At 60.8% G+C, this 19,586-nt stretch carries 19 protein-coding genes and 3 tRNA genes; 17 read left to right on the plus strand and 5 right to left on the minus strand.

Annotated elements, in window-relative coordinates; translation table 11 throughout:
• The first annotated feature begins 1 nt into the window (after position 1).
• The 8 genes from WDB88_RS12100 to WDB88_RS12135 all read left to right on the plus strand — a co-directional run bounded on the left by WDB88_RS12100 (position 2) and on the right by WDB88_RS12135 (position 6,022).
• Positions 2-247: a hypothetical protein gene (locus WDB88_RS12100; RefSeq protein ID WP_339107929.1), complete on the plus strand. Its 246-nt coding sequence runs from the start codon at positions 2-4 to the stop codon at positions 245-247.
• A gap of 128 nt (positions 248-375) precedes the next feature.
• Positions 376-1,680: a homoserine dehydrogenase gene (locus WDB88_RS12105; RefSeq protein ID WP_339107930.1), complete on the plus strand. Its 1,305-nt coding sequence runs from the start codon at positions 376-378 to the stop codon at positions 1,678-1,680.
• 352 nt (positions 1,681-2,032) lie between these two features.
• Entirely contained in the window at positions 2,033-3,004 is a 972-nt protein-coding gene (glpX, locus tag WDB88_RS12110; protein WP_339107931.1) for a class II fructose-bisphosphatase, read from the plus strand.
• A 115-nt stretch (positions 3,005-3,119) separates the two neighbouring features.
• Positions 3,120-4,874, plus strand: coding sequence for a single-stranded-DNA-specific exonuclease RecJ (gene recJ / locus WDB88_RS12115; protein ID WP_339107932.1), 1,755 nt, complete (start codon positions 3,120-3,122; stop codon positions 4,872-4,874).
• 116 nt (positions 4,875-4,990) lie between these two features.
• A tRNA-Glu gene (locus tag WDB88_RS12120) sits at positions 4,991-5,065 on the plus strand.
• 25 nt (positions 5,066-5,090) lie between these two features.
• Positions 5,091-5,165: transfer RNA gene (locus WDB88_RS12125), tRNA-Glu, on the plus strand.
• A 25-nt stretch (positions 5,166-5,190) separates the two neighbouring features.
• Positions 5,191-5,265: transfer RNA gene (locus WDB88_RS12130), tRNA-Glu, on the plus strand.
• Between the two features lie 130 nt (positions 5,266-5,395).
• Positions 5,396-6,022, plus strand: coding sequence for a metal-binding protein ZinT (locus WDB88_RS12135; RefSeq protein ID WP_339107933.1), 627 nt, complete (start codon positions 5,396-5,398; stop codon positions 6,020-6,022).
• Between the two features lie 261 nt (positions 6,023-6,283).
• Here the strand turns inward: WDB88_RS12135 and ychF are convergent, their stop codons facing one another.
• Entirely contained in the window at positions 6,284-7,381 is a 1,098-nt protein-coding gene (ychF, locus tag WDB88_RS12140) for a redox-regulated ATPase YchF (protein WP_339107934.1), read from the minus strand.
• Between the two features lie 163 nt (positions 7,382-7,544).
• Here ychF and trpA point away from each other — a divergent pair, with 163 nt between their 5' ends.
• The 3 genes from trpA (at position 7,545) to WDB88_RS12155 (ending at position 10,629) form a co-directional block, all read left to right on the plus strand.
• Positions 7,545-8,342, plus strand: a complete 798-nt coding sequence (gene trpA, locus WDB88_RS12145; protein WP_339107935.1) for a tryptophan synthase subunit alpha — start codon at positions 7,545-7,547, stop codon at positions 8,340-8,342.
• Between the two features lie 395 nt (positions 8,343-8,737).
• Positions 8,738-9,901, plus strand: a complete 1,164-nt coding sequence (locus tag WDB88_RS12150) for an alpha-hydroxy acid oxidase (protein ID WP_339107936.1) — start codon at positions 8,738-8,740, stop codon at positions 9,899-9,901.
• 110 nt (positions 9,902-10,011) lie between these two features.
• Positions 10,012-10,629, plus strand: a complete 618-nt coding sequence (locus WDB88_RS12155; protein ID WP_339107937.1) for a 50S ribosomal protein L25/general stress protein Ctc — start codon at positions 10,012-10,014, stop codon at positions 10,627-10,629.
• A 72-nt stretch (positions 10,630-10,701) separates the two neighbouring features.
• Here WDB88_RS12155 and WDB88_RS12160 read toward each other — a convergent pair whose 3' ends face one another.
• Positions 10,702-11,097, minus strand: a complete 396-nt coding sequence (locus WDB88_RS12160; protein WP_339107938.1) for a rhodanese-like domain-containing protein — start codon at positions 11,095-11,097, stop codon at positions 10,702-10,704.
• Between the two features lie 65 nt (positions 11,098-11,162).
• On the opposite strand from WDB88_RS12160, the gene ftrA reads away from it, so the two are divergent.
• The 3 genes from ftrA (at position 11,163) to WDB88_RS12175 (ending at position 13,676) form a co-directional block, all read left to right on the plus strand.
• Positions 11,163-12,173 (plus strand): transcriptional regulator FtrA, encoded by a 1,011-nt coding sequence (ftrA, locus tag WDB88_RS12165; protein WP_339107939.1) that lies wholly within the window; start codon positions 11,163-11,165, stop codon positions 12,171-12,173.
• Between the two features lie 119 nt (positions 12,174-12,292).
• A complete protein-coding gene (pth, locus tag WDB88_RS12170) occupies positions 12,293-12,982 on the plus strand; it encodes an aminoacyl-tRNA hydrolase (protein ID WP_339107940.1) in 690 nt (229 codons plus the stop codon).
• A 124-nt stretch (positions 12,983-13,106) separates the two neighbouring features.
• Positions 13,107-13,676 (plus strand): hypothetical protein, encoded by a 570-nt coding sequence (locus WDB88_RS12175; RefSeq protein WP_339107941.1) that lies wholly within the window; start codon positions 13,107-13,109, stop codon positions 13,674-13,676.
• A gap of 40 nt (positions 13,677-13,716) precedes the next feature.
• Here the strand turns inward: WDB88_RS12175 and WDB88_RS12180 are convergent, their stop codons facing one another.
• Positions 13,717-14,151, minus strand: coding sequence for a VOC family protein (locus WDB88_RS12180; protein ID WP_339107942.1), 435 nt, complete (start codon positions 14,149-14,151; stop codon positions 13,717-13,719).
• 127 nt (positions 14,152-14,278) lie between these two features.
• Between WDB88_RS12180 and thyX the strand changes: the two genes are divergently transcribed.
• Positions 14,279-15,193 (plus strand): FAD-dependent thymidylate synthase, encoded by a 915-nt coding sequence (gene thyX, locus WDB88_RS12185; protein WP_339107943.1) that lies wholly within the window; start codon positions 14,279-14,281, stop codon positions 15,191-15,193.
• Entirely contained in the window at positions 15,193-15,618 is a 426-nt protein-coding gene (locus tag WDB88_RS12190; RefSeq protein WP_339107944.1) for a DUF1810 family protein, read from the plus strand. Before thyX ends, WDB88_RS12190 begins: the two co-directional genes overlap by 1 nt.
• 217 nt (positions 15,619-15,835) lie before the next feature.
• Here the strand turns inward: WDB88_RS12190 and WDB88_RS12195 are convergent, their stop codons facing one another.
• Together WDB88_RS12195 and betC are read right to left on the minus strand one after the other, a co-directional pair.
• The gene (locus WDB88_RS12195) at positions 15,836-16,666 is read right to left on the minus strand and encodes an alpha/beta hydrolase (RefSeq protein ID WP_339107945.1); all 831 of its coding nucleotides are present in this window, start codon (positions 16,664-16,666) and stop codon (positions 15,836-15,838) included.
• A 106-nt stretch (positions 16,667-16,772) separates the two neighbouring features.
• Positions 16,773-18,281: a choline-sulfatase gene (betC, locus tag WDB88_RS12200; protein WP_339107946.1), complete on the minus strand. Its 1,509-nt coding sequence runs from the start codon at positions 18,279-18,281 to the stop codon at positions 16,773-16,775.
• A 189-nt stretch (positions 18,282-18,470) separates the two neighbouring features.
• Between betC and choX the strand changes: the two genes are divergently transcribed.
• Entirely contained in the window at positions 18,471-19,391 is a 921-nt protein-coding gene (choX, locus tag WDB88_RS12205) for a choline ABC transporter substrate-binding protein (protein WP_339107947.1), read from the plus strand.
• The last annotated feature ends 195 nt before the right edge of the window (positions 19,392-19,586 follow it).

Raw genomic sequence — 19,586 nt, forward strand, 5'->3', positions numbered from 1 at the left:
GATGCGACATCTGCCCTGCCTCGCTCTGGTCCCGTTGCTTTGCGCGACGCTTGCAGCTTGTGGCGGCGGCCCGATGATGGAAGGCGGATACCCCGAACTTCTGCCGCTCGATCAACTTCTTAACGACACAAGCGAACCGGATTACGCGGGCACCAGCACGCTGGAGTCCCGCGCCGCCGCCCTGCGCGCCAAGGCCGCAGCCCTGCGCGCAGAACCCACAGACGGCACGTCGCAGGGCACCAATTAAGCGCCCCCTGCGCCAAAGCCTCCCTGCCGCCTGCGCCAACCGGATGCCCCAGAACCGGATGCGCGTTGCACCAAGGGGGATTTCCGGCTAACAGACCACAACTCAGACCAATCCCGATGAGGTATCTCATGTCCGCACAACGCTCGACCGGCCCCGCTCTTCGTCTAGGCATTGCCGGCCTTGGCACAGTGGGCATCGGCGTGGTCAAAATCGTCCAGCGCCATGCAGACCTGCTGGCCGCCCGCACCGGCCACAAGGTGGAAATCACCGCCGTCTGCGCAAGAGACCGCAACAAGAACCGCGATGCGGATCTGTCCGGCTATGCATGGGAGAGCGACGCCGTCGATCTGGCCAAGCGCGAGGATATCGATGTCTTCGTCGAATTGATGGGCGGCCATGAAGGCGTGGCCAAAGATGCCACCGAGGCCGCGCTGGCCAGCGGCAAGGATGTCGTGACCGCCAACAAATCCCTGCTGGCCCATCACGGTCAGGCGCTGGCCGAGATGGCCGAAAGCCTTGGCCGCGTGATCCGTTTCGAGGCCGCGGTGGCGGGTGGCATTCCCTGTATCAAGGCCCTGACCGAAAGCATGGCAGGCAACCAGATCCGCCGTGTGATGGGCGTCATGAACGGCACCTGCAACTACATCCTGACGCGGATGGAAGATGCGGGCCTACCCTATGCGACCGTTTTCGAAGAGGCGCGCCAGCTGGGCTATCTGGAAGCCGATCCCAACCTTGATGTCGGGGGCATCGATGCGGGCCATAAACTGTCGCTGCTGGCCTCGATCGCCTTCGGCACAAAAGTCGCTTTCCATGATGTGCAACTGGAAGGCATCGGCCGCATCTCTATCGACGACATCCGTCGCGCGGGGGATATGGGCTATAAGATCAAGTTGTTGGGCGTGGCGCAAATGACCGGTCGCGGGCTGGAACAGCGGATGACCCCCTGCCTTGTGCCCGCGACCTCGCCCTTGGGGCAACTGAGCGGTGGCACCAATATGGTTGTCGTAGAAGGCGATAGCGTCGGCCAGATCGTGCTGCGCGGGGCGGGTGCGGGCGAAGGCCCAACCGCCAGCGCCGTCATGGGCGATGTCGCCGATATCGCGCGGGGCCTGCGCCTGTCCACCTTCGGCATTCCGGCCTCGCAACTGACCGAGGCCACCGCAGCGGTCGCCACCGCGCCCGCCTCCTATTATCTGCGCATCAACCTGTCCGACAAACCCGGCGCACTGGCCAAGGTTGCGCAGGCTCTGGGCAATGCAGGCATCTCGATTTCGCGGATGCGTCAATATGGCCATGCCGACAGCGCCGCTCCGGTGCTGATTGTCACCCATAAGACCACCAGCGATGCAATCGAGCACGCCATCGCCACCTTCCCGCAAACCGGCGTGGTTCAGGGCGACCCCGTGGCACTGCGTATCGAAGATCTCTGAAAGACATCGCCTGAAACAGGGCGGAACAAGGGCGGGGCGATCCCGCCCTTTTGCGTCCCCCCCCTGCGCAAGTCTCCTGCGCCCAGCCTCCTGCGCCCAGCCTCCTGCATTCGGTCTCTTGCATTCGGTCTCTTGCCCGAACCAACCGGTCCGACGATTCTCTTCGGCCCATCCTTGAAGCAATATGGCCCGTCGCAGCGTCACAAAACATTCGACCTGCAAAAAACCGTCAAGTCCCTGAATTAACTTTCTTCTGTTAGCGATCACGGGGGTTGCCCTACCTGCCGGAACGGGTTTTCTTGGCGCTGGCCCATTTGCACTGCGCGAATACGCGCAAGAAACAGGACAAGAAATGAACACTCCCGTAGATTTCAATGACCGTATGCTTTCGCTGGGCTTGGCCCGTGTGTCTGAAGCGGCCGCCCATGCCAGCGCCGACCTGATCGGTCGTGGCGACGAGAAAGCCGCCGACCAAGCCGCCGTGAATGCGATGCGCGAGCAGTTGAACATGCTCGACATCAAAGGCGTGGTCGTGATCGGCGAAGGCGAGCGCGACGAAGCGCCCATGCTGTATATCGGCGAGGAAGTCGGCACCGGCCAAGGCCCCGCTGTGGATATCGCGCTTGACCCACTGGAAGGCACCACGCTGACCGCGCTCGACATGCCCAACGCGCTGACCGTCATCGCGATGGCGCCGCGCGGCACGCTGCTGCATGCGCCCGACGTCTATATGGAAAAGCTCGCCATCGGTCCGGGATACGAGAAAGACGTGGTCTCGCTCGAGATGTCCCCCGCCGAGCGGGTGAACGCGCTGGCCAAGGCGCAAGGCGTCACCCCCCGCGATATCACCGTCTGCATTCTCGACCGCGAGCGTCATCAGGAGATGATCAAGGAAGTCCGCTCGACCGGCGCGGCGATCCGCCTGATCACCGATGGCGATGTGGCAGGTGTCATCCATTGCGCCGAAGCCGAGGCCACCGGCATCGACATGTATATGGGGTCCGGCGGCGCGCCCGAGGGCGTTCTGGCGGCATCGGCCCTGAAATGCATGGGCGGCCAGATGTGGGGCAAGCTGCTGTTCCGCAATGACGACGAGAAGGGCCGCGCGGCCAAGGCAGGCATCACCGATCTCGACAAGATCTATTCGCGTGACGAGCTTGTCACCTCGGATGTGATCGTCGCGATGACCGGCGTGACCAATGGCTCGATCGTGAAGGGCGTCAAGCGCGAGCCCGATTACATCGAAACCGAAACGGTGCTGATGCGTTCGAAAACCGGCTCCGTGCGCCGGATGATCTATCGCAACCCCACCAAGCGCAAGTAACCCCACAGACGGCCCCTCAGGGGGCCGTTTTACTTTGCCAAGGCGGCGATCCCCCCCCCCCCCGCCTGCCGGTTTCTTCTGGCGGCGCGCGCCCCTTTTGGCTAGGACTGCCGCCATGAGCGCCTTTCTGAATGTCGAACAATCCCTGACCAATCGCCATTGGGTGGGCCCCGGCCCCGAATCCGATCGGCTGACCGAAGCCATGGTGCAGGAAACCCGCCTGCCCCATCCCCTTGCCCGTATTCTTGTGGCCCGTGGCGTGCCGCCGATGGAGGCCGCAAGCTTCCTTGAGCCCACCCTGCGCGACCTGCTGCCCGATCCGCGCGAGATGCTGGATATGGAGAAAGCCTCGGCCCGCTTTCTGGCCGCGGTGAAGGCCCGCGAGCGCATCGCCATCTTTGCCGATTACGACGTGGATGGCGGCTCTTCTGCCGCCCTGCTGCTGGTCTGGCTGCGGCAGATGGGGCTGGACCCGACGCTGTATATTCCCGACCGGATCGACGAAGGCTATGGCCCGAACGTACCCGCGATGGAAACCCTTGCGCGCGATCATGACCTGATCATCTGCGTCGATTGCGGTACGCTTTCGCATGAGCCGGTCGCAGCCGCCAAGGGTGCGGATGTGATCATTCTCGACCACCACTTGGGCGGTGAGACCCTGCCCGATTGCGTGGCCTGCGTGAACCCCAACCGGCAGGACGAGACCAAGGATCTGGCGCATCTCTGTGCGGCCTCGGTGGTGTTCCTGATGCTGGTCGATGTGAACCGGCTGATGCGCGGCGAGGGCCTGAAGGGGCCGGACCTGATCGCCATGCTGGATCTGGTGGCACTGGCCACGGTGGCCGATGTGGCCCCGCTGATCGGCTGCAACCGCGCCTTGGTGCGGCAGGGGCTGAAGGTGATGGGGCGGCGCGACCGTGTGGGACTGCGCGCCTTGGCGGATGTCTCGCGTATGGATCAGGCGCCCAATGCCTATCACTTGGGTTTCCTACTGGGGCCACGGCTGAATGCGGGCGGGCGGATCGGTGCCGCCGATCTGGGCGCGCGTCTTCTATCGACCACCGACGAGGCCGAGGCGCAGGCGCTGGCCGACCGTCTGGACCAGCTCAACACCGACCGCCGCGACATCGAGAACCGCGTCCGCGAGGCCGCATTGAAACAGGCGGAAGACCGCGGGCTAGATGCGCCTCTGGTCTGGGCCGCAGGCGAGGGCTGGCATCCGGGCGTGGTGGGCATTGTCGCCGCCCGCCTGAAAGAGGCCACCAACCGCCCCGCCGTGGTGATCGGGCTGGATAAGGGCATCGGCAAGGGCTCGGCGCGCTCGGTCAACGGGGTGGACCTTGGTGCCTCTATCCAGCGTGTGGCCGCCGAGGGGCTGTTGCTGAAAGGCGGCGGGCATAAGATGGCCGCAGGTCTGACGGTCGAGGAAGGCAAGCTGGAGGCCGCGATGGAGCGTCTGGCAGAGCTGTTGGCCAAGCAGGGCGCGGGGGCCGGTGGGCCGCGTGATCTGCGCATCGACACGCTGCTGATGCCCGGTGCGGCCACAACCGACCTGATCGAGCAGATCGAACAGGCCGGCCCCTTCGGTCAGGGCGCCCCTGCCCCGCGTTTTGCCTTCCCCGCGATGGAAATTACCGGCGCGCGTCAGGTTGGCGAATCGCATCTGCGATTCTCTTTCGGGGATGGTCTGGGCCAGAAACGCGATGCCATCGCCTTCGGGGCCTTTGATAGCGCCATCGGTCCGGCCCTTGCCAAGCCGGGGGCGACACGATTCCATCTGGCCGGCCGACTGGAAATCAACACTTGGGGCGGCAGAAGCAAGGTTCAACTGCGGCTGGAGGACGCCGCACCCGCTATTGAAACCCTTTGAAAGCGCATATTTTCATGGGTGTTTTCCCCGCGCGCTACGACAGGTGAGAATATCGTGAAAAAACCTCTTGCGCGGCGAAGAAACCTCGACTATCTACCGCCCCACGCCGCAAGCATGGCCCGTTCGTCTATCGGTTAGGACGCCAGGTTTTCAACCTGGAAAGAGGGGTTCGATTCCCCTACGGGCTGCCACTTGCAACGCAGGCGTGTCAGAAATGGCCCGTTCGTCTATCGGTTAGGACGCCAGGTTTTCAACCTGGAAAGAGGGGTTCGATTCCCCTACGGGCTGCCACTGACACCGCCGAACACGCCAGAGTGGCCCGTTCGTCTATCGGTTAGGACGCCAGGTTTTCAACCTGGAAAGAGGGGTTCGATTCCCCTACGGGCTGCCAGCGCATTTCACTCTCACCACTATGAAAACAATAGCAAAGCACGCCTTGGCACTATTTGCACATTGCGGATCCTTACGTCAAATTTTAGTAATGTAATTACATTGCAAAATATTGACCAACGGAGTTTTTCATGACCCTCTTCCGCCTCGCCCTCACTGGCATCTTCGCCTTGAGCCTTGCCCATACGGCCGCCGCCGAGAGCCATATGCATACCCATGCCTCGGATGCTATTTATCATGGCTATTTCGAGGATTCGCAAATTGCAGATCGCAACCTTTCGGACTGGGACGGAAGCTGGCAATCGGTCTACCCCTATCTCAAGGATGGCACACTGGATCCCGTCATGGCCCATAAAGCCGAAAGCGGAGATAAATCCGCCGCCGAATACCGCGCCTATTACGATACAGGCTATAAGACCGACGTCGAACAAATTGATATCAAGGGCGACACCGTGACCTTCCATACCGGCACCTCGTCCTATAGCGGCACCTATCGCGCCGATGGGCATGAAACCCTGACCTATGCAAAGGGCAATCGCGGTGTGCGCTTCATCTTCAAGAAAGCCGCAGGTGATATGCAAGCCCCTGACTACATCCAGTTTTCCGACCATGCCATTGCACCGCAGAACGCGGTCCATTTCCATCTGTTCTGGGGCAATGACCGCGCCAGCGTCCTCAAGGAGCTGACAAATTGGCCGACCTACTATCCCACCGCGCTCAGCGGTGCGCAGATCGTGCAGGATATGCTGGCCCATTGAACCAAAGGGCCGGAACATCTCCGGCCTTCTCCTTCTGCCCCCAGCACGGACCAATGGCCCTGAGGCGGGCGTGGCCAACACAGATCGCCTTCATGCAAAACGCCGCCCCAACCGGAGCGGCGTTTTCTGGTTCACCCGAAACCGATAGCTTCGCCAGCGATGACAGAGCAGACCCCGTCAAGTGACAGCCGCCCCCCCCGAATGGCAAAATGACGCGGGTGATTTCACAAGGACGATCGCCCGACCGCCAGCGCACTTCACTCAGGCGTTGAAAAGGAAATGCAGAACGTCGCCGTCCTTGACCTCGTAGGTCTTGCCCTCGACGCGGAACTTGCCAGCCTCCTTGGCCCCCGCCTCGCCTTTGCCCGCGACATAGTCATCAAAGGCAATGGTCTCGGCACGGATGAAACCACGCTCGAAATCGCCGTGGATCACGCCTGCCGCCTGCGGCGCTAGCGTGCCCTGCGGAATCGTCCATGCACGCGCCTCTTTCGGCCCAACGGTGAAATAGGTCTGCAACCCCAGCAACTCGTAGCCTGCGCGGATCAGACGGTCGAGACCCGCTTCCTCAAGCCCCATTTCGCCCAAGAACATCTCGGCTTCCTCGGCCTCGAGCTGGCTGATCTCTTCCTCGATCTTGGCCGAAATCACCACCGTGCCCGCGCCCTGCGCCGCCGCCATCTCGGCCACTTTGGCTGAAAGAGAATTGCCGGTGGAGGCCGAGCTTTCTTCCACGTTGCAGACATAGAGGATCGGCTTCGAGGTCAATAGCTGCAGCATGCGCCACGCTTTCTGGTCGTCTTCCGAAACCTGCACCGTGCGCGCCGGACGGCCCGCCTCCAGCGCCTCTTTCGCGGCCAGCAGCAGTTTCTCCTGCTCTTTCGCTTCCTTATCGCCACCGCGGATCTTGCGCACAAGATTGGCCAGACGCTTCTCGATCGACTCGAGATCGGCGATCATCAACTCCGTCTCGATGGTCTCGGCATCGGCCACCGGATCGATGCGACCATCGACATGGGTCACATCGTCATCCTCGAAACAGCGCAGCACCTGCGCAATGGCATCGGTCTCGCGGATATTGGCCAGAAACTGGTTGCCCAGACCTTCCCCTTTGGACGCGCCCTTCACCAGACCCGCGATATCGACAAAGGTCATACGGGTCGGGATGATCTCTTTCGACCCCGCGATCTCGGCCAGCTTATCGAGACGCGGATCGGGAACTGCGACCTCGCCCACATTCGGTTCGATCGTGCAGAACGGAAAATTCGCCGCCTGCGCCGCTGCCGTCTTGGTCAGCGCGTTGAACAGGGTCGACTTGCCGACATTCGGCAGACCCACGATACCCATCTTGAAGCCCATCACGCTCTCCTTGGCAAAACGGTCCTGAAATTCTCGCCCCCTAGTAAAGCGCAGGCGCATTTCATGCAAGATTGACCCGCGCTTGAAGGCAATCCGGCCTTGCGGGCGCTAGACAAGCCCCGCGCCTTGCGCGAAAAGAGGCGCAAAGCTTAGGGAGCATGTCATGACCACCACCCGCATCGATACCAAGTTCGCGGCCCTGAAAGCCGAAGGGAAGAAAGCCTTTGTCGCGTATATCATGGGCGGCGACCCAGATGTGGCGCATTCTCTCGAGGTCATGAAAGCCCTGCCCGCCGCCGGCGTGGATATTATCGAACTGGGCATGCCCTTCACCGATCCGATGGCGGATGGGGCCACCATCCAGCTTGCCGGCCAACGCGCGCTGGATGGCGGCATGACGCTGCAGAAAACGCTGGATATGGCAACGGAATTCCGCAAAACCGATGATACCACCCCGATCGTGATGATGGGCTATTACAACCCGATCTATTCGCGCGGCGTGGACAAGTTCCTGATCGACGCCAAAGCGGCAGGGATTGACGGATTGATCGTCGTGGACCTGCCGCCCGAAGAAGATGAGGAGCTGTGCATTCCGGCGCAGAAAGCCGGAATCAACTTCATCCGTTTGGCCACTCCCACAACTGACGCGAAGCGCCTGCCCAAAGTGCTGCAGAACACCTCCGGCTTTGTCTATTACGTATCGGTTACCGGCATCACCGGTGCCGCGGCAGCCCAACCGCGCGACGTAGCCCCCGAAGTGGCCCGCATCAAGGCCTCGACCGATCTGCCGGTGATCGTGGGCTTTGGCATCAATACCCCCGATGCCGCCCGCGACATTGCCGCTATTGCAGACGGCTGTGTGGTCGGTTCAGCTATTGTCAAGGAAGTTGCCGCGGGCAAAGGCACTGAAGATATCGCAACATTTGTCGCAGCGCTTGCTGCGGGTGCCCATTCCGCCTGATCCATCGCGTCGGAAAAGGGGGCTCTGCCCCCAGCGCCTGACGGCGCCTCCCCCGGGATATTTCAGGCAGCTGGAAAACAGGAAAGACGCATGGACGTATCGGCCGCCTCATTGATACATCGGCGGTGCAATCCCATGCGCCTCCCGTCTGTCCATCTGCACGGCCATCGGCGTCCCCGCCTGTTCCGCCTCTCAACTTTGAAACAATAGTCTTAAATTTACCCTAATGTTTCCAGCTGCCCGAAATATCCTCGGGGGATGAATTGCGGCTTCAGCCGCAAGAAGGGGGCAGACAGCCCCCTTTCGCAACATCTCCGCCATGCAGCATTGTTCAATTGCCATCTCCGAGCGGCATTGCTAAGCCATGAGCAAAATTAACTTTCGGAGTGTTTTCCATGGCCGTTATCACTTGCATCGACGATCTTAAACGTCTTCACAAACGCCGCACGCCGAAGATGTTTTACGATTATGCCGAGAGCGGCTCCTATACCGAGCAGACGTTTCGCGAGAACACCACCGATTTCCAGAAGATCCGTCTGCGCCAGAAAGTGGCCGTAGATATGGAGGGGCGCTCGACCGCGACCAAAATGATCGGGCGCGATGTCGCTATGCCTGTCGCCCTGGCCCCTGTCGGGCTAACGGGGATGCAGCGCGCCGATGGCGAGATCAAGGCGGCCCGGGCAGCGGAAAAGGCCGGCGTCCCCTTCACATTGTCGACGATGTCGATCTGCTCGATCGAGGATGTGGCCGCCCATACGACCGATCCGTTCTGGTTCCAGCTTTATGTGATGAAGGACGAAGACTTCGTGGATGCCACGCTGGAGCGCGCCAAAAAGGCGGGCTGTAGTGCGCTGGTGCTGACGCTGGATCTCCAGATCCTCGGCCAGCGGCACAAGGATCTGAAAAACGGTCTGACCGCCCCGCCGAAACTGACCCTGCCCGTTCTGCTGGATCTGGCCACAAAATGGCAATGGGGCTTCGAGATGCTGCAGACCAAGCGGCGCTTCTTCGGCAATATCGTGGGCCATGCGAAGGGCGTGAGCGATGCCTCGAGCCTTGGCAGCTGGACCGCCGAGCAGTTCGACCCCAAGCTCGACTGGTCGAAAATCGCCCGCATTCGTGACCAATGGGGCGGCAAGCTGATCCTGAAGGGGATCCTTGATGAGGATGATGCCCGATTGGCACGCGATTTCGGGGCCGATGCGATGATCGTGTCGAACCATGGCGGGCGTCAGCTGGACGGGGCGCTGAGCGCCATCCGTATGCTGCCGAAGATCCGCGAGGCCGTAGGGCCGGAGATGGAAATCTTTATGGATAGCGGCATCCGTTCGGGGCAGGATGTGCTCAAGGCTCTGGCCTTGGGGGCCAATTCCACCTTCATCGGTCGCGCCTTCATTCATGGGCTGGGCGCGATGGGCGAGCAGGGCGTGGCCACGGCGCTGGAGATCATCCGCAAGGAGCTGGATATCACCATGGCCCTGTGCGGCGAGAAGAACGTGCACGATCTCGGGCGTCACAACGTGCTTCTGCCCACGGGCTTCCTGGACGAATACGCCTGAGAAGGCCGTTTTGGGGCTTGCCATAAAGGGGATTCTCGCCTAATGGCAGGCGCTCATGGGTCGCACCCTTGGAGGCGGCTCTTTTACATTCCATATTCGGAGATAGCAAAATGGCAAAAGAGATCGAAACGATCGAAGCCGTCGTGCGTTCGGGGACGGGCAAGGGGGCCGCTCGCGCAGCACGTCGTGAGGGCAAAGTACCTGCAATCGTTTACGGCGATGGTAAAGAACCGCTGGCACTGAACCTCGAGTTCAACCCGCTTCTGACCCGTCTGCGCAAAGGCCGCTTCCTGTCGACCCTGTTCAACCTGAAGGTCGAAGGTCAGGAAGACGTCCGCGTGATCTGCCGCGGCGTTCAAAAAGACGTCGTCAAAGACCTGCCGACCCACGTCGACTTCATGCGCACCCACCGCAACTCGCGCATCGCACTCTTCGTGCATGTCGAGTTCGTGAACCACGAAGCCGCACCGGGCCTCAAGCGCGGTGGCGTTCTGACCATCGTACGTCAGGAAGTCGAGCTGGAAGTTCTGGCCGGTGATATCCCCGAGCAGATCGTTGTCGATCTGACCGGCAAGAAAATCGGCGACGTGATCCACATCTCCGAAGTCTCGCTGCCCAATGGCGCGAAACCGACCATCGACCGCGACTTCGTCATCGCAAACATCGCAGCGCCCAAAGGCCTTGGCGGTGGTGACGACGAAGAAGAAGGCGAAGCCGCAGCTGAATAATCTGCGCGCAGACCTCTGTCTGACGGAACGCGGGGCCAATGGCTCCGCGTTTTGCATTGCAAGAGAAGGCGATCAGGCCAGCGCTGCCTCGCCCGCAAAGGCAAGCCCCTCATATTCCCAGCCCATCAACCCGCCCAGCATGATCTTCACGGGCCGCCCGATCCGCGCAATCGCCAGCGCCGCCTGCTCGGCTGCGTTGCAATGCGGACCAGAGCAATAGACCACAAAAAGGGTGTCTTGCGGCCAGTCAGCCAGCCGCTCTGCCGTGATCATGCGATGCGGCATGAACACCGCGTTCGGGATATGGCGGCGGGCATAGGTGTCCGGCGTCCCCATCACATGCAACAGGACGAAGCCGCCATCGGCATCGTGCACATCATGGCAATCGGTATGCAGCGCGCATTGGGGTTCCAGCAGCGCCACGACATCGGCGGCAGCAACAGGCGGGCGGGACAGAACAGCATTCATTTCGAAACTCCTTTTCTCGATAAGGCCAGATTGCCAGACCCTGCCCCATCGCGTAAGATGGCGGAATGACAACGCAAGACAATATCCTGCCACTTCTGCCTTTGCAGCCGATCGCCAATAACCGTGTCGTGGCGCTGATCTATGACGGGCTATGCACCTTTGAATTCGGTGTCACCGCCGAGATTTTCGGCCTCCCGCGTCCCGAGATGGGCCCGCATTGGTACCGGTTCCGCACAGCGGCGATCGAGCCGGGCCCGCTCCGCGCGCATGGCGGGCTGAGTGTCAGTACCGATGGCGGGCTGGAACTGCTGGAGGAGGCAGGCCTGATTGTCATCCCCGGCTGGCGCGGCGCGCATACCCCCGCCCCGCCCGCACTGACAGCCGCGCTGATTGCAGCCCATGCGCGCGGCGCGCGGATTGCCACGATCTGTTCGGGCGCTTTTGTGCTGGCCCAGACGGGGCTGCTCGACGGCCACAGCGCCACCACCCACTGGCGCTATGCCAAAGATTTTGCGGCCCGCTATCCGGATGTCACCCTGCGGGCCGACAATCTCTATACCGATGATGCCCCGCTTTATACCTCTGCGGGCTCGGCGGCGGGGCTGGATCTGGGGCTGCATATCGTACGGCAGGATTTCGGCGCGGAGGCCGCCAATTCGGTCGCCCGCCGCCTCGTCATCGCCTCCCATCGCGATGGCGGGCAGAACCAGTTCCTGCCCCGCCCTGTCCCGCGCGCCACCGAGGCCGACAGGATTGCGCCCCTGCTGGACCGGCTGCGCCAGAACCTCACCCATACCCCCACCATCAGCAGCCTCGCAAACGCCTGCGCCATGAGCGAGCGCACTTTCCTCAGGCGCTTTCTCGACGCCACAGGCACCACCCCGATCCGCTTCCTCAACGAAGAGCGTCTCAGACAGGCCGCCCTCCTCCTCGAAGCCCCCACCCCAAGCATCGACCAGATCGCCGAGCGCTGCGGCTTCGGCTCCGCCGCGCTCCTGCGCCACCACTTCCGCAAACGCTATGGCGTGGCCCCTGCCACTTGGCGTCAGCGCTTCGGCCAGATAGAAAGCGCCTGACGCTTATTTTCCAGCTGCCCGAAATATCCCGGGGGTGAATGGCGCGGGCACCGCGCCAGAGGGGGCAGAGCCCCCAGCCCCTCACGGCAACGGGCCGCATGAACCGAAGGACAAAACACATGCAACTCTGGGTGGGCCTCGGCAATCCGGGCGCGAAATATGCCGGAACCCGACATAACATCGGCTTCATGGCGCTTGACCGCATCGCCGAAGACCACGGCTTCGGCCCGTGGAAATCCAAATTCCAAGGCCAGATCAGCGAGGGCCGCTTGGGCTCCGAGCGTATCGTGCTGCTCAAGCCCGAGACCTTCATGAACAATTCCGGCCAGTCGGTCCGCGCGGCAGCCGATTTCTACAAATTCACCGTAGAAGACCTGACCGTCTTCCATGATGAACTCGACCTTGCCCCGGGGAAATGCCGTTTAAAACAGGGCGGAGGCCATGCAGGCCATAACGGGCTACGCTCGATCCATGCGCATCTCTCGCCCGATTACCAGCGCGTGCGGCTGGGCATCGGCCACCCGGGCCATAAAGACCGCGTGGCGGGCTATGTGCTGGCCGATTTTGCCAAATCCGAAGAGCAGATGCTGGATGACCTGATGCGCGGCCTCTCGGACGGCGCCACAGCTCTGGCCTCGGGCGACGGGCAGAAATTCCTCAACGCCGTCAGCCTGCGCACCGCGCCCCCCCGCAGTTCAACGGGCACACGCCCCGAAAAGATCCAGACCGAGCGCCCCGCCAAACCTGCCGCCGCGCCGGAAGACACCCGCTCGCCGCTGGAAAAGCTAAAAGACAAGTTCGGGAGATAGTCCTAAGACAAGGACAGCCATTGATCTATGCTCGGAGCAGTTAGAAAAAAGGATCGCTCCAATTGCATTTTCTCAAAGCCTTAAAAGACACCCCGCCCTTTGTCGGCGGACTTCTGATGGTTTTTTGCTGGCGATCACCACTTACGCGCTAGCAGATAGCCATTTCCAGTCAGAACTCTTCTCTCAATGGGCAAGCTTCATCGGCGCAGGGGCTACGCTGATAGCCGGCGCGGCTGCATGGATATCAGCCATGAGGGCTGCGCGTGTATCTGAAGCAATGGGGCTAGTTTCGGATGCAGCACGGCATGTCGAGGCTTTGCTAACTGCGCGGCACGAAGTTTATATTGAAGCGGGCGCCCCACCGATAGTGACCAGCTTGGCCATGGAACTTACTATTGTTTCCCGTGCACTGGGCACAGGATCATTAAAGACATCGCGACAGCTACTAAACGAGCTTTCGACCCAACCAAAACCCGTCGCACAGTCCCATCTCGCTCTGCGTGAAGCAGCTGCGGCACTTGCTTCTGGCTACGTAACGCTTTTCTCGGCAGCAGAGTATTGCGATCAAATCGTCGGAGGGAGCAATCACAGCGGCGTTCAGCGTAGTCGCCATGGTAACTACGCAAAACAGCTTGTCGCTATGGAAATCTGCGACAGCCGCCACAAAGACCTTTTGACACGGAAGGCAGACTAACAAGCTCCGCCGAAGCGGCAGAGCTTGCCAAAGGATCACCTTACCAATGGCCGGTGTTTTCCATGCTGGCCCAAGGCTCGGCGGGGGCGAGGGCATCGCCCATTTGTAGCAGCTCGATCGACACATTATCGGGCGAGCGTACAAAGGCCATATGGCCATCGCGCGGCGGGCGGTTGATGGTCACGCCCGCCTCTTGCAGCTTGGCGCACATGTCGTAGATATTCTCGACCCGATAGGCCAGATGCCCGAAGTGGCGGCTGTCCGAGGGCAGACCGCTATCACCATCCCAGTTCCACGTCAGCTCGACATCGGCACGGCCATCTTCTTGGCCCGGCGGGCACATGAAGACCAGCGTGAAGCGGCCCTTGTCATTCTCGATCCGGCGGCGCTCGATCAGACCCAGAAGTTTGAAAAACCCGATCGTCTTTTCCAGATCCAGCACGCGGACCATAGTGTGCAGATATTCGACCTTCATAGCGGCCTCCTTTCGTTTGGATGCAAGGTAATCCACAGCTTTGAAAGAGCAAGCAGTTGCTCCCCGAGGCTTTTCCCGCGATACAGAGAGCCAATCGAATCCGCCTGTAGAGTTTACGGAGACCGCCATGACGCTTACCCCCGAACAGCTTGCCGATATCGAGGAACAGCGCGCGCTGTCGCAGCCGACCCGCCGCGCGGTCTCGCCGGGGATGGAAGAGCGCCTGTATACCGCGCATCCGGTTCTCGATCACGGGCTGATCCGCGTCATCGACTATATGGGCGATGATAATGCTATCACGCAGGCCGCGCGCGTCAGCTATGGCCGTGGCACCAAGAAGGTCTCGGATGACCGCGGGCTGATCCGCTATCTGATGCGCCACTGGCACTCGACCCCCTTCGAGATGTGCGAAGTGAAGTTCCATGTGAAGCTGCCGGTCTTTGTCGCCCGCCAGTGGATCCGCCACCGCACCGCCAATGTGAATGAATATTCGGCGCGCTATTCGATCCTCGACCGCGAGTTCTATATCCCCGAGCCTGACCAGCTGGCGGCGCAATCCACCGTCAACCATCAGGGCCGTGGCGCGGTTCTGCAAGGCGCCGAGGCAGCACGCGTGCTGGACATGCTGCGCGAGGATGCAATGCGGTCCTACGACCACTATGAGGACATGCTGACCGCCGATGAGGACGCCGGCAAACAGGGGCTGGCGCGCGAATTGGCGCGGATGAACCTGCCCACCAATATCTATACCCAATGGTATTGGAAGGTAGACCTGCACAATCTCTTCCACTTCCTGCGCCTGCGTGCCGATGCCCATGCGCAATATGAGATCCGCGTCTATGCCGAGACCATGTGCGATATCGTCAAGGACTGGGTGCCTGCCGCCTATGAGGCCTTCGAGGATTACCGTCTGGGCGGGGTCAACCTGTCAGGCCGCGCGGTCGAGGTGCTCAAGCGCCGCCTTGCGGGCGAAACCGTCACCGCCGAGACTTCGGGCATGTCCAAAGGCGAATGGCGCGAATTCGAAGCCATCTGGGGCTGATGGCGGGGCTTGAACGCTTTCTGAAAGAACAGGAGCGCGACTTTCCGGTCGCGCTTTCGGAATTGCAGGCCGGTCGCAAGCGCGGCCACTGGATGTGGTGGATTTTTCCGCAACTGGCCAGTCTGGGCATATCGCCGCGATCAAAGGAATTCGGGTTGGCCGATATGTCGGAAGCCCGCGCCTATCTGGACAACCAGACTTTGCAAACACGGCTCAGTGCCGCTTGCAAAGCCGTGCTGCAACATCCAGAAAAAGATATAGACGACATTCTGGGAACGGTCGATGCGCGCAAGTTACGCTCTTGCATGACGCTGTTCGAAATGGCTGAAACCGACGCGAAGTCGGACAGCGGTGCCATATTCACTCGTGTTCTTGTCACTTTTTACAATGGCAGCCGCTGCCCTCGCACGCTCGAGCAGCTTTAACCTTCAGGGGCGATATCTTCCCCTGTACTGGCTACATACACACATACCGGTCTACTCGTGACACACGGCGGAGGCGTTACTCGTTAACACTTGAAACATTGCCTCCGCCGCCGCCCCGATATATGTCCGAGGCATGTTTGTTTTAGCATCTGCAAACAAGTTTTGTAAAATTAAAACAATTAAAATGCTTAATTTTCAGTTACTTATCAGGGTTACGTTAAGCCAGCTTGGCAACCCATGTTGATAGCGCCGCAAGCGATTTTGGCTCGTCCAGAAACGGAATATGCGCCCGATCCGCGACCTCCGCGAAGATCATATCCGGCCTGAGCTGCTGCATTTTTGCTGCGGTCTGCGCGCTCAACAGCACCGAATTCGCTCCGCGAATCAGACAAAGCGACAGCTCTGCGAAAGCTTCGAAGAACGGCCAAGCCTCGGGCAGATCACCTTTGAAGTCCTTCAGGAAAGGCTCGCGCAACGCAGGGTCGTAACGCAGGCGCAGGCCTTCGGCGGTTTCCAGATAATGGTGACGCACCTCCTGCGCCCAGCGGCTGGCGGGAACATTTGCAAAGCCCACCATCAGATCGGGCAGACGCGCGGCCATAGCATCATAGGTCTTCGCAGCAGGATTGCGCCCGAGATAGTCGAAAATCGCATTCAGCCCCGCCGTTTCAAGCTTTGGCCCCACGTCATTCAGGCAGGCCCCCAGCAGCCGGTCATGCGCCACTGCCGCCAGATACATCGCAATCAGCCCCCCGCGCGAGGTGCCCAGAATCGCCGCCTTCTGCAGCCCCAGATGGTCCAGAAGCGCCAACGCATCGGCGCCCTCCTGCGGCACGGTATAGGTGGTAGCCCCCGTAAACTCCGACTGCCCGCGCCCGCGGTAATCCATGCGGATCAGCCGCACGCCCATGTCCAGCAGATAGGGCGCCACATAGTCGAAATCGGCCATATTGCGGGTCAGCCCCGATAGCGCCAGCACCGGCACCCCCTGCCCCTCGTCACGATAGGCCAGTTTCGCACCATCGGCGGCGGTAAAGAATTGCGTCATCGGGAAATCCTCCTATGTCCTATGCTCAGGATAGGCCTGCGCGCCCCGAGCGCCATGAAAAAGGGGCGGTCCGCCGCCCCTTCGCCTTCACGTTGGCTTCAGACGCCTAGTCGCCGCGCGGGAAGCGCTTGTTGGATTCCAGCACATTGAGGTCCATGTGATTGCGCATATAGGCCTCGGAGGCATCCTTCAGCGGCTGGTAATCCCACGGATAATAGCCGCCCTGACGCAGCGCATCATAGACCACCCAGCGCCGCGCCTGCGAGGCCCGCACATCCGCATCATAGCGGTCCAGATCCCAGCGCGCCTCGGCCTCGGCTTTCATCGCCCTGTAGGCCTGCGAATGGGCGGGGTCACCTGCTAGGTTCACCAGTTCATGCGGGTCAGCCCCCAGATGGAAAAACTGGTCGGGGTCCAGCTTGCACAGGTTCAGCTTGTAATCTCCCTGCCGCAGGCTGACGAGCGGCGCGTAGGACCCTTCGGCGGCATATTCCATCTTCACAGCCGTCTCGCGCGTGCCGCCTTTGGCCAAGGGCAGAAGGCTTTCGCCATCCAGCCAAGGCGCGATCTCCTGCAGGTCGATCCCCGCCAGATCGCACAGCGTCGGCGTCACATCAATGGTGGAGACAGGCGTCTCGACCAGACGCGGCGCGACCCCGCTGGCCGCCATCATCAATGGCACCCGCGCCGAGCCCTCGTAGAAGTTCATCTTGAACCACAGCCCGCGCTCGCCCAGCATATCGCCATGATCCGAGACAAAGAGGATGATCGCCTCTTGGCCGGTGCTTTCCAGCGCCTCCATGATCTCGCCAATCTTATCGTCGCAATACGAGATATTGGCGAAATAGGCGCGGCGGCTGTCGCGGATATCCTCTTGGGTGATGTTGAAATTGCGCCAGTCATTGGCGTCAAAGATGCGCTTCGAATGGTTGTCCTGCTTGTCGTAGCCCATGTCGGGGACCGTGGGCATTAGATGCTCGCACTCCTCATAGAGATCCCAGTATTTCTTGCGCGCCACATAGGGGTCATGCGGATGGGTCATACTGACGGTCAGCATCCATGGGCGATTGTCCAGCCCCCGCGCCAGATCATAGACCTTCATCTTCGCCTCATGGGCGACATTGTCGTCATATTCCAGCTGGTTGGAGATCTCACCCACGCCCGCGCCAGTGACCGAGCCCATATTGTGATACCACCAGTCGATCCGCTCACCCGGCTTGCGGTAATCCGGCGTCCAGCCGAAATCAGCGGGGTAGATATCGGTGGTCAGGCGTTGTTCGAACCCGTGCAGCTGGTCAGGCCCCACGAAATGCATCTTGCCCGACAGGCAGGTCTGATAGCCTGCCCGACGCAGGTGATGCGCGAAGGTCGGAATATCCGAGCGGAACTCGGCGGCATTGTCATACACCCCCGTCGAACTGGGCAGCTGCCCCGACATGAAGGCCGCCCGCCCCGGAGCGCAAAGCGGCGAGCCCGTATAGGCATTGGCAAAGCGCACCGACCGTGCCGCCAGCTTCTTGAGATTCGGCGCATGCAGCCACTCGGCCGGTCCATCGGGGAACAGGGTACCGTTGAGCTGATCCACCATGAAGATCAGGATATTCGGTTGCGACATCGCGGGGGCCACTCCTCGTTGATTTGAAAATCTCATCAGACCTGCCCAGAAAGCAGGCTTGAACCGGCTTTCTTTGACCGGATTGCGCAGTTCCACCCATGTGCATGACAAAAACGGATTGCCATGTTAGGGTAGGAATGCACTAATTGACTCGTCAATCAAAAAAACACAAAGCAACCGGGAGTAACAATGAAAGCCAAATTTCTGGGCGGTGTGACCGCCTCTGTCATCGCCCTCAATGCCGCTGCCGCTTTTGCCGATTGTGGCACCGTGCGGTTTTCCGATGTCGGCTGGACGGATATCACCGCCACCACCGAAACCGCGAAAGAAGTGCTGACCGCTCTTGGCTATAAGGTCAATGTCGATGTGCTCGGCGTGCCGGTCACTTTCTCGTCGCTGGCCTCGAATGATATCGACGTCTTCCTTGGCAACTGGATGCCCGCGCAGCAGGCCGCCATCGGCCCCTATCTCGACAAAGGCACGATCGATGTGGTCACCACCAACCTGACCGGCACCAACTACACGCTGGCCGTTCCGACCTATCTTTACGACAAGGGGCTGCATAGCTATGCCGATATCCCGAAATTCGCCGACGAGCTGGATCACAAGATCTACGGCATCGAGCCGGGCAATGAAGGCAATGGCTACCTGATGGACCTGACCGAGAAGGGCAAGGTTCTGGAGGGGTTCCAGATTGTCGAAAGCTCGGAACAGGGCATGCTGGCACAGGTGGGGCGTCTTTATCCGAAAAAGAAGGCGGTGGTGTTCCTTGGCTGGGCCCCGCATCCGATGAATTCGACCTATGACATCAAATACCTGACCGGCGGCGAGGATTTCTTTGGCGGCGAAGGCACGGTGCAGACCGTGACCCGTAAAGGCTATGCGACCGAATGCCCGAATGTCGGCAAGCTGCTGAAAAACATGACCTTCACCCTGCCGATGGAAAACGAGATCATGGGGGCGATCCTCAATGACGGCAAAGACCCCGACGAGGCGGTTCCGGCATGGCTGAAAGCGCATCCCGATGTCGTCACCCCGTGGCTGGACGGCGTGACAACCATTGACGGCAAAGAGGGCCTGCCGGTTGTGAAAGACGCGCTAGGTCTGTGACCCCGCTCTCAAAACGACAAAGCCGCGCAAGCCCCGCTTTGCGCGGCTTTTTGCGGCCCGCTGTTCTTCCAAGAACTTCAACCGCTTGAGGCGACGCCCCCTGAGTCGGCGGCACGTGCCAGCCCCCTGCCCGACAGGGTCGATCCTGCAATTTTTGCGACAAGTTTTTCCCTTATGTCGCAAATCCCCGTCGCA

The organism is Thioclava sp. GXIMD4216 (assembly GCF_037949285.1).
In the GTDB taxonomy this organism is placed as follows: domain Bacteria; phylum Pseudomonadota; class Alphaproteobacteria; order Rhodobacterales; family Rhodobacteraceae; genus Thioclava; species Thioclava litoralis.